This window comes from Reyranella sp. (assembly GCF_017305915.1).
Classification (GTDB): domain Bacteria; phylum Pseudomonadota; class Alphaproteobacteria; order Reyranellales; family Reyranellaceae; genus Reyranella.
The window spans coordinates 75,554-89,210 of the sequence record NZ_JAFKJN010000028.1; the positions used below are offsets into that span (position 1 = coordinate 75,554).

8 protein-coding genes and 1 riboswitch are annotated in these 13,657 nt (G+C 67.3%); of the genes, 5 read left to right on the plus strand and 3 right to left on the minus strand.

Translation table 11 applies throughout. From position 1 onward, the window contains the following. Positions 1-3: 3 nt before the first annotated feature. Positions 4-498 (minus strand): hypothetical protein, encoded by a 495-nt coding sequence (locus J0J01_RS25620; protein ID WP_296385920.1) that lies wholly within the window; start codon positions 496-498, stop codon positions 4-6. Positions 499-551: 53 nt separating this feature from the next. Continuing rightward, positions 552-1,187, minus strand: a complete 636-nt coding sequence (locus J0J01_RS25625) for a hypothetical protein (protein ID WP_296385922.1) — start codon at positions 1,185-1,187, stop codon at positions 552-554. A 180-nt stretch (positions 1,188-1,367) separates the two neighbouring features. Then, a riboswitch (TPP riboswitch) is annotated at positions 1,368-1,486 on the plus strand. Between the two features lie 50 nt (positions 1,487-1,536). On the opposite strand from J0J01_RS25625, the gene thiC reads away from it, so the two are divergent. Next, a complete protein-coding gene (thiC, locus tag J0J01_RS25630; protein ID WP_296385923.1) occupies positions 1,537-3,393 on the plus strand; it encodes a phosphomethylpyrimidine synthase ThiC in 1,857 nt (618 codons plus the stop codon). Between the two features lie 221 nt (positions 3,394-3,614). Here the strand turns inward: thiC and J0J01_RS25635 are convergent, their stop codons facing one another. Further along, a complete protein-coding gene (locus J0J01_RS25635) occupies positions 3,615-3,830 on the minus strand; it encodes a hypothetical protein (RefSeq protein WP_296385925.1) in 216 nt (71 codons plus the stop codon). Between the two features lie 258 nt (positions 3,831-4,088). Here J0J01_RS25635 and J0J01_RS25640 point away from each other — a divergent pair, with 258 nt between their 5' ends. The 4 genes from J0J01_RS25640 to J0J01_RS25655 are packed head-to-tail and all read left to right on the plus strand — an operon-like array spanning position 4,089 to position 13,395. Then, the gene (locus tag J0J01_RS25640; RefSeq protein ID WP_296385927.1) at positions 4,089-5,381 is read left to right on the plus strand and encodes an MdtA/MuxA family multidrug efflux RND transporter periplasmic adaptor subunit; all 1,293 of its coding nucleotides are present in this window, start codon (positions 4,089-4,091) and stop codon (positions 5,379-5,381) included. A 6-nt stretch (positions 5,382-5,387) separates the two neighbouring features. Then, positions 5,388-8,570, plus strand: a complete 3,183-nt coding sequence (locus tag J0J01_RS25645) for an MdtB/MuxB family multidrug efflux RND transporter permease subunit (protein WP_296385929.1) — start codon at positions 5,388-5,390, stop codon at positions 8,568-8,570. Further along, positions 8,570-11,908 carry an efflux RND transporter permease subunit gene (locus J0J01_RS25650; protein ID WP_296385930.1) on the plus strand — a complete coding sequence of 1,113 codons (3,339 nt, stop codon included), beginning with the start codon at positions 8,570-8,572 and terminating at the stop codon, positions 11,906-11,908. The genes J0J01_RS25645 and J0J01_RS25650 overlap by 1 nt, the downstream gene beginning before the upstream one ends. Positions 11,909-11,937: 29 nt before the next feature. Next, complete coding sequence (locus tag J0J01_RS25655; protein WP_296385932.1) at positions 11,938-13,395, plus strand: efflux transporter outer membrane subunit; 1,458 nt, start codon at positions 11,938-11,940, stop codon at positions 13,393-13,395. Positions 13,396-13,657 lie beyond the last annotated feature (262 nt).

Consider the following 13,657-nt stretch of genomic DNA (forward strand, 5'->3'; position numbering starts at 1 on the left):
CGGCTAGCGAGGTCGCCGGGGCGTGAAGGACGGGGGATATGGAACAGGCGTGCCGACCGGCAGCCTGTCCCAGTAGGTCATGACCGTCATGCTCCATTGCGGGCCGATGTCGGCTTGGATCGTCATTTCGCCGACCTGGCAGGCGTGAGCCTCCAATTCTGCAGGGGCAACGGTTTTGGGTATCGTGCGGCGACAGACGAAACAGTCGTCGCACCGGGGCGCGACGTCCCTCGCCTTGCAATCGAATCCATAACGGGAGCGCAAGGCTTCGAGACCGCCCTCCCGATAGGCTTTCGAGAGAATCTTCTCCAGCGCTTCATGCTGGGTCCAGGTGTTCAGGGGCTCGAAATAGCGCCGCCCGTTGAGCTGCCATTGGTAGTCGGCCGCGTCATCGAGCGGTTCGCGGCCCGGACACCATGGAGCGGCGGGTCCCTTGCATCCGCTGAGAATCAGGCTTGAGACGAGCACCGTCAGGAAAGTTCGAGCAAAGAGCTTCATGGCTACAACTATAAGACGTTCGGATTGATGGGATAAAAATCTATGGTTGTAGTTTAAGGTGTATCCCTCACGGCAAATTGCGGCGGTGCCACGTACGGCTTGTAGCTGCGATCGAGAAGATCACGACCCCAGCCGGAAAACGTCCGTTCCATCCTGGCACGGCGGATCGCGCTGTCGAGGTCGAGACCCATCGCCTTTCCAAGCGTGAACGCGACCGAGTTGCTGTTCTGGATTTCGCCGCCGCTGCCGCCGAACTCGTAGGCGGGATCATGGCCCTTGTAGTCATAGTTCTTCTGGTTGATCTCGGCGGCAGCGCGCAGGCCGCGTCCCCACAGACCGTTGATCTTGTCGTAGGAACCTGACGCCACGACCGCCATCGGCTCGGAGCCCGCCGCGTAGCGTGGCCCGTCATGGGCGTAGAGCCACATTCCATCCCGTCCGAAGCCGGTAAGCTCGTCTGTATTCCGCGACTTCGCGATGCCGTTCAGCTCCTTCATTTCTCCGTTCGGACCGAGCATCACCAGCACGGCATGTCCGCGGTGACCGATCGGCAGGCGCCTCAGTTCGATGCGCCATTCGTCGGGATTACCGGCCAGCTCGGGCCCCGAACTGCCGACGAGTGTTGATTGAGGTGCGGTGCCGTCGAGGCGTGGTGTGTAAGCGGCCTGTTTCTGCGTGAAAACGCCCATGTGAAGCTCCTTGTCGGAGCTTTATGAGATATGTGCGGCTAAACACCTATTATGGGCAATGGCCGGCGATTCGGGCCTTGGAATCATTGATGGAGAATCGGTTCCATTGCCCGGAAATGAGCGTGAGCGCACGCCGTTATCCACAGGCACTTCCCTTGGCGCAAAATCGCTCTAGGATAGGCGTCGTCCAAGGGGTGCCCCGACAGGGGGCTGAGATACCGACGGGCTGATGCCAGCGCGGTGACCCTTTGAACCTGATCCGGGTCATGCCGGCGAAGGGACAGGATGCCTCCTTTGCACGACAACACCGGGTCTCCTTTTGTCGCTCTAGCCACGGGAGATCCTCGTCATGGACACCATCATTCCGACCCCCAAGGTCACGACCGGCCCGCTGCCGGCGTCGCAGAAGATCTACGTCACGCCCGAGTCGGCGCCTGACATCAGCGTGCCTCTGCGCGAGATCACGCTGAGCTCGCCGGCCGAGCCGAAGGTCCGCGTCTACGACACCACCGGTCCCTACACCGATCCGGGCATTCCCATCGACGTGCGCCAGGGCCTCGCCCGCCCGCGCCGCGCCTGGGTGCTGGGCCGCGGCGGCGTCGAGGAATATGTCGGCCGGCCGATCCAGGCGATCGACAACGGCAACGTGAAGGCCGCGGCGCTGCTGCCGTTCCCCAACACGCCGAAGCCGTTGCGCGGTCTCGATGGCCACAAGATCACGCAATACGAATGGGCCAAGGCCGGCGTGATCACCAAGGAGATGATCTACGTCGCCGAGCGTGAGAATCTCGGCCGCAAGATCGCCCATGAGCTCGCCAAGGAGCGGCTGGCCGATGGCGAGAGCTTCGGCGCGGCGCTGCCCGAGTTCATCACGCCGGAGTTCGTGCGCAACGAGATCGCGCTCGGCCGCGCCATCATCCCGGCCAACATCAACCACACCGAGCTCGAGCCGATGATCATCGGCCGCAACTTCCTGGTGAAGATCAACGCCAACATCGGCAACTCGGCCGTCACCTCCTCGATGGAGGAGGAGGTCGAGAAGATGGTGTGGGCGATCCGCTGGGGCGCCGACACGATCATGGACCTGTCGACCGGCCGCAACATCCACGACACCCGCGAATGGATCCTGCGCAACGCGCCGGTGCCGATCGGCACCGTGCCGATCTACCAGGCGCTGGAGAAGGTCGGCGGCGACCCGACCAAGCTCTCCTGGGAAGTCTTCCGCGACACGCTGATCGAGCAGGCCGAGCAGGGCGTCGACTACTTCACCATCCATGCCGGCGTGCGGCTCGCGCACGTGCCGCTGACCGCCAGCCGCGTCACCGGCATCGTCAGCCGCGGCGGCTCGATGATGGCGCAGTGGTGCCTGACCGAGCATCGCGAGAGCTTCCTCTACGAGCGCTTCGGCGACATTTGCGACATCATGCGCAAGTACGACGTCTCGTTCTCGCTGGGCGACGGCCTGCGCCCCGGCTGCAATGCCGATGCCAACGACGCCGCGCAGTTCGCCGAGCTCACGACGCTCGGCGAGCTGACCAAGGTCGCCTGGGACAAGGGCTGCCAGGTCATGATCGAGGGGCCCGGCCACGTGCCGATGCACAAGATCAAGGTCAACATGGACAAGCAGCTCCGGGAGTGCGGCGAGGCGCCGTTCTACACCCTGGGACCGCTCGTGACCGACATCGCGCCGGGCTACGACCACATCACCTCGGGCATCGGTGCCGCGATGATCGGCTGGTTCGGCACGGCGATGCTCTGCTACGTCACGCCCAAGGAGCATCTGGGGCTGCCGGATCGCGACGACGTCAAGGTCGGCGTGATCACCTACAAGATCGCGGCCCACGCCGCCGACCTCGCCAAGGGCCATCCCGCGGCGCGGCTGCGCGACGATGCGCTCTCCAAGGCGCGCTTCGACTTCCGCTGGATCGACCAGTTCAACCTGTCGCTCGATCCGGCGACCGCGGAGAAGTTCCACGACGAGACGCTGCCCAAGGACGCGCACAAGACGGCGCACTTCTGCTCGATGTGCGGGCCGAAGTTCTGCTCCATGCGGATCACCCAGGATATCCGCGACTATGCCAAGAAGGGCATGGAGGAGATGAGCGCCAAGTTCAAAGCCGGCGGCAACGAGCTGTACGTCGTGCCGGACAAGTCGCTGTCTGACAGCGCCAAGGCGCTGTCTGACAGCGCCAAGGCGGCGGACTGACCAAACGGCTGAATCGCGTCCCACGAGCGCCAGCCGTGGGATGCGGGGGCGCCTGGGAAACTGATTGCAGTTTCTCGTCCGGCGCGTCCGCCGCGTCCGGACGTGTCCGGCCTGGGGGCGGGGCGCCGGATTCCCGGATTCTGCGGAAAACCCTTATGGAATCGGCATCGGAGGTGTCCGGCGCGGGCCGGATTCCGCGCCGGACGGAAGCGGACCATGCCCTAGCGCCGACGTCGTAGAGCGAGCCGGTCTCGTAGCCGATCCAGCCGCCGGCCGGCCCAGGCGACGTTGTCGGGCGGCGAGGGATTGGTGCGGTCGAGGTAATAGCTGCGCAGGTGGAGCGTGGCGGTCGCGTCGCCGTAAAGAAAGCGCCGCAGGTTCGTCCCGGCCTTCTGCGCCGCCGCCGGATCGGCCGCCGCCAGCAACAGGGCCGCCAACGCCCCGGATCGCGGCCTCGATGTCGCCTTGCGTAGGCCTGTCGCCGAGCACATCTCCCCGTGCGACCTTAAATTTCGCGGAGCCTGGGTCCTTTCTGTGTTTTTGACGTTACATCCCCGGTCCGAACCCGTCCTTGCGGTGCTGCGGTCGCTTGGGGGAGACTCCGGCGACTCCTTGCGTATGATGGGTTACGGACTTGGCTTGGGGGCGACTAATAGATGACGCGGCTTAGGACCCTCCTAGGTATTGGGATGGGGGTGGCAATCGTCGTCGCCGCCGGTTGGTACATCACGACTCACAGCAGCTCGCCCCAACCCGCTTCCGGCAATCGCGGCCGGTTCGCTGGCGGCCAGGCGACGCCGGTCGGCCTCGCCGCAGCCGCCAAGGCCGACGTCCCGATCGTGATCCGGGCGCTCGGCACGGTGACGCCGCTCGCCAACGTCACGATCAAGACCCAGATCACCGGCCAGCTCGTCCAGGTCGAGTTCACCGAGGGCCAGGCGGTCAAGAAGGGCGACCTGCTCGCCGTCGTCGACCCGCGGCCGTACGAGGTGGCGCTGCAGAACGCCCAGGGCACGCTGGCCAAGGACGAGGCGCTGCTCAAGAACGCGCAGATCGACCTGCAGCGCTACGCCACGCTGGTGAAGCAGGACTCGATCGCCCGCCAGCAATACGACACCCAGGCGGCGCTGGTCCGCCAGTACGAGGCGCAGATCGTCACCGACCAGGCGGGGGTCGACAACGCCAAGCTCAACCTCGTCTACACCCGCATCATCGCGCCGGTGGCCGGCCGCATCGGCCTGCGCCTGGTCGATCCCGGCAACTACGTCACCATGGGCGATGCCACCGGCATCTGCGTCATCACCCAGATGCAGCCGATGTCGGTGATCTTCACCATCCCCGAGGATGCGCTGCCGCTGGTGCGCAAGCGACTCCGCGACGGCAACAAATTGCAAGTGACGGCGCTCGATCGGGCACAGAAGAACCAGCTCGGCATCGGCCAGCTCAGCACCCTCGACAACCAGGTCGACACCACGACCGGCACGGTCAAGCTGCGCGCCACCTTCGACAATGCCGACGAGGCGCTGTTCCCCAACCAGTTCGTCAACGTGCGGCTTCTCGCCGACACCGTGAAGGACGCCACGACCGTCCCGGTGGCCGCGATCCAGCGCGGCCCGGTCGGCACCTTCGTCTATATCGCCAAGGCCGACGACACCGTCGCCATCCGCAATGTCGAGACCGGCGCGACCGACGGCGAGAAGGTCGCCGTCACCTCGGGCCTGCAGATCGGCGAGCAGGTGGTGATCGACGGCGTCGACCGTCTGCGCGACGGCGCCAAGATCCGCCGCCCGACGGGGTCGGGCACGGCGGGCCCGCCGGTCGCCGCAGCGCCGGCCGAGGGTGGCGCGAACGCAGCGCCGGCGGAAGGCGCGCGGCCGGACGGCCAACCTCGCGGAGGCGGCGAGCAACGGCAGGGTGGCGAGCGCCAGGGGGCACGCGGCGAGCGGCGGGGTGGCCCAGGCCAGCCGCCCGCTCAAACCAATCAGTAGCTTCGGATGAATCCGTCGCGGATTTTCATCGAGCGTCCGGTCGGCACGTCCCTCCTGATGGTGGCGATCATGCTGGTCGGCATGATCGCCTACAAATTCCTGCCGCTGTCGGCGCTGCCCGAGGTCGACTACCCGACGATCCGCGTGCAGACGCTCTATCCCGGCGCCGGGCCGGAGGTGATGACCTCGTCGATCACCGCGCCGCTGGAGCGCCAGTTCGGCCAGATGCCGGGCCTCAGCCAGATGACGTCGGTCAGCTCGGCCGGCGCCTCGTCGATTACGCTGCAGTTCGACCTCAAGCTGCCGATCGACATCGCCGAGCAGCAGGTCCAGGCGGCGATCAATGCCGCGGGCAACCTGCTGCCCGCCGACCTGCCGGCGCCACCGATCTACGCCAAGGTCAATCCGGCCGATGCGCCGATCATGACGCTCGCCGTCACCTCCAAGACCGATCCGTTGACCAAAGTGCACGACATGGTCGACACGCGGCTGGCGCAGAAGATCGCGCAGCTGCCCGGCGTCGGCCTGGTCAGCCTCGAGGGTGGCCAGAAGCCCGGTTTTCGTATCCGCGCCAACCCGACGGCGCTCGCCGCCTACGGGCTGAACGTCGACGACCTGCGCACCACCATCACCAACGCCAACGTCAACACGCCGAAGGGCAACTTCGACGGGCCGAGCCGCGCCTACTCGATCAACGCCAACGACCAGATCACCGATCCCGAGCAGTTCAACGACATCATCGTCGCCTACCGCAACGGCGCGCCGGTGCGCATGCGCGACGTCGCGGTGATCGCCGCGACCCAGGAGAACAACCGGCTGGTCGCCTGGATGAACCAGACCCAGGCGGTGATCGTGAACGTGCAGCGCCAGCCTGGCGCCAACGTCATCGCCGTGGTCGACAGCATCAAGGGGCTGCTGCCGACCTTGCGCGGCACCCTGCCGCCGTCGTTCGACGTCGCGATCCTGACCGACCGCACGGTCACCATCCGCGCCTCGGTGCGCGACGTGCAGATCGAGCTCAGCTTCGCCGTGGCGCTGGTGGTGGCGGTGATCTTCCTTTTCCTGGGCGACTGGCGGGCCACCATCATCCCCAGCCTCTCGGTGCCGCTGTCGCTGGTCGGCACGCTCGCGGTGATGTACCTCGCGGGCTTCAGCCTCAACAATCTCTCGATCATGGCGCTGACCATCGCCACCGGCTTCGTGGTCGACGACGCGATCGTCATGATCGAGAACATCGCCCGCTACATCGAGGAGGGCGAGGATCCATTTGCTGCCGCACTGAAAGGATCGGCGCAGATCGCCTTCACCGTGGTGTCGCTGACGGTGTCGCTGATCGCCGTGCTGATCCCGCTCTTGTTCATGGGCGACGTGGTCGGCCGCCTGTTCAGCGAGTTCGCGGTGACGCTCTCGGTCACCATCCTGATCTCGGCCGTGGTGTCGCTCACCCTGGTGCCGATGATGTGCGCCCAGCTCCTGCGCCAGCGGCCAGCCCACGAAAGACAGAGGCCGGAGGGCCAGGAGCGCCGCCAAGCCGAGGCGCTGGGCGCGCGCTGGTTCAACAGGATGATCGACTGGTACGACCGCAGCCTGGTCGTCGTCTTCCGCCACCAGCCGCTGACCCTGATCGTCGCGGTCGGCACCGTCGCGCTGACGGTGTTCCTCTACGTCGTCATCCCCAAGGGCTTCTTCCCGGTGCAGGACAACGGCCTGATCCAGGCCGTCACCGAGGCGCCGCAGAGCGTGTCGTTCGACGCCATGAAGGAGCGCCAGCGCGCGATCGCCGACGTCATCCTCAACGACCCCGACGTCGAGAGCCTGAGCTCGTTCGTCGGCGTCGACGGCACCAACCCGACGCTCAACTCCGGCCGCATGCTGATCAACCTCAAGCCGCGCGACGCCCGGACGCTCAATGCGACCCAGATCATGCGCCGCATCCAGCGCGAGGCGGCGGCGGTGCCCGGCATCACGCTCTACATGCAGCCGTCGCAGGACCTCAGCATCGATTCGACGGTCGCCCGAACCCAGTACCAGTTCGTCCTCGAGAGCCCCAATCCCGACGACTTCAACACCTGGGTGCCGCGCCTGATGGACCGCATGGCGCAGATCCCGCAGGTCACCGACGTCGCCACCGAGCTGCAGAACAAGGGCCTGGCGATGTACATCCGCGTCGACCGCGATGCGGCGGCGCGCTTCGGCATCACCTCGGCGACGGTCGACAACCTGCTGTACGACGCCTTCGGCCAGCGCATCGTCTCGACGGTCTACACCCAGTCGAACCAGTACCGCGTGATCTACGAGGTCGAGCCGCGGATGGCCCGTAGCCTCGACTCGCTCTACAACCTCTATCTGCCGAGCTCGACGGCCGGCAAGCAGGTGCCGCTCTCCGCCATCGCCACCTTCGAGGAGCGCACTGCGCCGCTCAGGCTCGACCGCCTCAGCCAGTTCCCCGCCACCACCATCTCCTTCAACCTGGCGCCGGGCGCGTCGCTCGGCGAGGCGGTCGACGCCATCGTCGCGGCGCAGCAGGAGATCGGCATGCCGCGGTCGATCCAGACGCACTTCCAGGGCGCCGCGCTCGCCTTCCAGAAGGCGCTCGACAGCCAGCTCATGCTGATCCTGGCGGCGATCGTCACCGTCTACATCGTGCTGGGCGTGCTCTACGAGAGCTACATCCACCCGGTGACCATCCTGTCGACGCTGCCGTCCGCCGGCATCGGCGCGCTGCTGGCGCTGATGCTGGCCGGCCAGGACCTGAGCGTCGTGGCGATCATCGGCATCGTGCTGCTGATCGGCATCGTCAAGAAGAACGCGATCATGATGATCGACTTCGCGCTGGACGCCGAGCGCCACGAGGGCAAGGCGCCGCAGGAGGCGATCCACCAGGCCTGCCTGCTGCGCTTCCGGCCGATCCTGATGACCACCATCGCCGCCCTGGTCGGCGCGCTGCCGCTGATGGTGGGCTCGGGCACCGGCTCGGAGCTGCGCCATCCGCTCGGCCTCACCATCGTCGGCGGCCTGATCGTCAGCCAGATGCTGACGCTGTTCACCACGCCGGTGATCTACCTCGCCTTCGATCGAGTCGGCCGCCGGATGCGCGGCATGCCGCTCGACACGCCGGCCTATCCGCTGGCTGCGACCCGGGGCGATGCGCCGAGCTCCGGTGAGCTGCCCGAGAGCTACCAGCCGTGATGAGCCTGTCGTCCCCGTTCATCGCCCGCCCGGTGGCGACGACGCTGCTGACGCTCGGCGTGCTGCTGGCCGGCATCATGGGCTTCATGAAGCTGCCGGTGGCGCCGCTGCCCAAGGTCGACTTCCCGACCATCCAGGTGACGGCCAACCTGCCCGGCGCCTCGCCCGACACGGTGGCGACCAGCGTGACCACGCCGCTCGAGCGCCGGCTGGGCGCGATCGCCGGCGTCACCGAGATCACCTCCATGAGCACGGTCGGCAACTCGCGCATCACGCTGCAGTTCGACCTGTCGCGCTCGATCGACGGTGCCGCGCGCGACGTGCAGGCCGCGATCAACGCCGCTCGCGCCGATCTGCCGACCGACCTGCGCAGCAATCCTCAGTACCGCAAGCTGAATCCCGCCGATGCGCCGGCGGTGATCCTGGCGCTGACCTCCGACACGCTGGGTCAGGGCCGTCTCTACGATGCCGCGTCCAACGTGCTGCAGCAGAAGCTCAGCCAGGTGACCGGCGTCGGCCAGGTCGCGCTGGGCGGCAGCTCGCTGCCGGCGGTGCGGGTCGAGATCAACCCGACCGCGCTCTCGAAGTACCGGATCGGCCTGGAGAGCGTGCGTGCGGCGATCGCCGCTGCCAACGCCAACTCGCCCAAGGGCTCGATCGATGTCGGCGACCGCCGCTGGCAGATCTACACCAACGACCAGTCGCGCACCGCCGCCGAGTACCGGCCGCTGATCATCGCCTGGCGCAACGGCGCGCCGGTGCGGCTCTCCGACGTCGCCGAGGTGATCGATTCCACCGAGGACATCCGCAACGAGGGCCAGGCCAACGGCAAGCGCTCGGTGCTGTGCATCGTCTACCTGCAGCCCAACGCCAACATCATCGAGACGGTCGACGAGGTGAAGGCGCTGCTGCCCGACCTGCAGGCGGCGCTGCCCAACGACGTCGACCTGATGGTGGCGGTCGACCGCACGGTCACCATCCGCGCCTCGCTCAAGGAGGTCGAGCACGCGCTCACCATCAGCGTCATCCTGGTCGTGCTGGTGACCTTCGCCTTCCTGCGCTCGTTCCGCGCCGGGCTGGTGCCGTCGGTCGCCGTGCCGGTGTCGCTGGTCGGCACCTTCGGCGTGATGTACCTGATGGGCTACAGCCTGAACAACCTGTCGCTGATGGCGATGACCATCGCGGCGGGCTTCGTGGTCGACGACGCCATCATCGTGCTGGAGAACATCCAGCGCCACATCGAGAACGGCGTGCCGCGCCTGCAGGCGGCGCTGATGGGCTCGCGCGAGGTCGGCTTCACCGTGGTGTCGATGAGCCTGTCGCTGATCGCGGTGTTCATCCCGATCCTGCTGATGGGCGGCATCGTCGGCCGGCTGTTCCGCGAGTTCGCGGTGACGCTGTCGATCGCCATCGTGATCTCGATGATCGTCTCGCTCACCACCACGCCGATGATGTGCGCCTACATCCTGAAGCCGCCGCGGCGTACCGGAGAGGACGGCGGCGAGGCGGAGCGGCCGCCGGGCCGGCTGTCGCGCGCCGCCGAGCGCGCCTTCACGATGCTGCAGAACGGCTACGGCCGCACCCTGCGCATCGCGCTCAACCATCCGCGGCTGACGATGCTGGTGTTCCTGGGGTCGATCATCCTGAACATCTTCCTGTACGTCGAGATCCCCAAGGGCTTCTTCCCGCAGCAGGACACCGGCCGCATCATCGGCGGCATCCGCGCCGACCAGAGCATCTCCTTCCAGTCGATGCGCCGGAAGTTCCGCCAGTTCGTCGCCATCATCCGCGACGATCCGGCGGTCGAGAACGTGGTCGGCTTCACCGGCGGCTTCCAGACCAACGCGGGCTTCCTGTTCGCCACCCTGAAGCCGCTCGGCTCGGGCCGCGAGAGCGCCGACCAGGTGATCGCCCGCCTGCGCCCCAAGCTCTCCCAGGTGCCGGGCGCCAACGTCTTCCTGCAGGCCGTCCAGGACATCCGGGGACCCGGCGGCCGGCAAAGCAACTCGCAGTTCCAGTTCACCCTGCAGAGCGATTCGCTGTCCGAGCTCTATCAGTGGGGACCGAAGCTCACCGAGGCGCTGCGGCGCGACACCTCGGTGATCGTCGACGTCGATTCGGACCAGCAGCAGAACGGCCTGCAGGTCAACCTGACCATCGACCGCGACGCAGCGGCGCGGCTCAACGTCTCGTCGCGCGCCATCTCGGCGACGCTGTACGACGCCTTCGGGCAGCGCCAGGTCTCGACCATCTACAACGCGCTGAACCAGTACCATGTCGTGATGGAGGTCCATCCCGACTACTGGGAGAACCCCGAATCGCTGAACGACATCTATGTCAGCACCTCGGGCGGGGCGATCAGCGGCGCCCAGGCGACCGCCGGCGTGGTCAGCCAGGCGCCGTCCAGCCAGACGCCCAAGACCGCCAGCCTGACCGGCGTCGGCGCGACCCAGCTCGATCCCAGCCAGGCGGTGCGCAACCAGCTGACCAATGCGATCGCGGTGAGCGGCCGCGGCTCCGCCTCGACCGGCGCCGCCGTCAGCACCACGCCCGAGACCATGATCCCGCTGTCGGCGGTGACCAATTACCAGTTCGGCACGACGCCGCTCGGCGTCAACCATCAGGGCCTGTTCGTCGCCAGCACGGTCTCGTTCAACCTGGTGCCCGGCAAGACGCTGAGCGACGCCGTGACCTTCGTGAACAACACGATGCGCGAGATCGGCGTGCCGACGACCATCCACGGCTCCTTCCAGGGCACCGCGCGCGCCTTCCAGCAGTCGCTCGACAGCCAGATCCTGGTGGTGCTGGCGGCGTTGGCGGCGATCTACATCGTGCTCGGCGTGCTGTACGAGAGCTACATCCACCCGATCACGATCCTGTCGACCCTGCCGCCGGCCGGCATCGGCGCGCTGCTGGCGCTGCAATTTTCCGGCATGGAGTTCAGCATCATCGCCATGATCGGCGTGCTGCTGCTGGTCGGCATCGTCAAGAAGAACGCCATCATGATGATCGACGTGGCGCTGGAGCGCGAGCGGCAGGACAACCTCGAGGCGCGCGAGGCGATCTACCACGCCTGCCTGCTGCGCTTCCGGCCGATCCTGATGACCACGCTGGCGGCGGCGCTGGGCGCGCTGCCGCTGGCGATCGGCTTCGGCGACGGCGCCGAGCTGCGCCGGCCGCTCGGCATCTCGATCATTGGCGGCCTGCTGGTCAGCCAGATCCTGACGCTTTACACAACGCCCGTGGTCTACATCTATCTCGACCGCTTCCGTCGCCGCGACCGCGATTCGCACAGCCGGCTGGCGCGCACCCTGGGCGGCCTGGAGGCGCGCGCGTGAGGCGTACTGGCGTTCTTGTCCTTGCATTGATGGCATCGGGATGTGGCCTTGTCGGGCCCGACTACGAGCGGCCGCCGCCGGCGACACCGCCGACGCCGGCCTTCAAGGAAACGGACGATTCGTACTTCCGCCCCGCCATCCCGCGCGACGCGATCGACCGCGGCAAGTGGTGGAGCATGTACGGCGATCCGGCGCTCGACCAGCTCGCGGCCCAGGTCGACGTCTCCAACCAGAACCTCAAGATATCGGAGGCGGCCTACCGCCAGGCCGTGGCGCTGGTCCACCAGAGCCAGTCGCCGCTCTATCCGACGATCGGCTACACCGGTTCGGTGCAGCAGCAGAGCGGCCGCACCGGAAGCTCGACCGCGACGGCCTCCGTCGGCAGCTCGACCTCGCAGTGGTCGGTCGGCAGCACGCTGAGCTGGGAGATCGACGTGTGGGGCCGCATCCGCCGCCAGATCGAAAGCGATGCGGCGGCGGCGCAGGCGAGCGCGGCCGACCTGATGTCGGCCCGGCTGTCGGCGCAGTCGGCCCTGATCACCAACTATTTCTCGCTGCGCATCTCCGATGAGCGCAAGCGCGTGCTGACCGAATCGGTCGCTGCCTTCGGCAAGGCGCTGGAGATCGTGCGCAACCAGTTCAACGCCGGCACCGTCTCGCGCGTCGACCTCGCCCAGGCCCAGACGCAGCACGACCAGACCCGCGCCCAGCTCGTCGCCGAGGGCGTCAACCGCGCCCAGTTCGAGCATGCGATCGCCGTCCAGGTCGGCCGCGCCCCCGCCGAGGTCAGCGTCGCCCCGGCGCCGCCTCCCAAGGACGTGCCGACGGTCGATGCCGGCCTGCCCTCGGCGCTGCTCGAACGGCGGCCCGACATCGCCGCGGCCGAGCGCCAGATGCAGGCGGCCAACGCCCAGATCGGGGTCGCGGTGGCGGCCTACTATCCGGACATCACGCTCAACGCCAGCCTCAACTTCGCCAGCACCATGCTGTCGGCCCTGTTCCAGGCGACCAACATGGTGTGGTCGGTCGGGCCGGCGCTCGCCGGCACGGCGGTCGACGGCGGCAGCCGCGCCGCCCAGGTCGAAGGGGCGCGCGCCAATCGTGACAAGACCGTCGCGACCTACCGCCAGACCGTGCTCACGGCCTTCCAGCAGGTCGAGGACGCGCTTGCCCAGCAGCGCATCCTGCAGCAGCAGGAGGAGGTGCAGCGCCTGGCGCTGGCCGCCGCGCGCGATGCCGAGCGGCTGGCGCTGAACCAGTACCGCGCCGGCACCGTGCCCTACACCACGGTGATCACGACGCAGACCACGGCGCTGCAGAACGAGCTCACGCTGCTCGGCATCCGCCAGAGCCGCCTGATCGCCAGCGCCACGCTGGTGACGGCATTGGGCGGCGGTTGGCGCGACATCGAGCTGCCGCCGCCGCCGCCGATCGGCGGCCTGCAGACCAGCAAGGAGCTCCACAGGAAGAGCTGGTGGCCGTTCTGAGAAGCAGTCCTCCCCTTCGCGGAGTCCGCGAAGGGGAGGTGCCTGCGTCATACGCAGGCGGAGGGGTCATAAGCCGCAGTCGTGTTGCGGCCCATGACCCCTCCGTCGGCGTCATACCATCGGCCCTAAGTTCTGACCGATGCCCATTCGCGGGTAGTGATCGAAGCGAGGCGGACAGTGTCGGCGATGAGCCAGTTCCAAGCGTCGCAACAACCCTGGACGATGTCGTCATAGGTTTGCCAGACGCGTCTGCTGAGCTTGT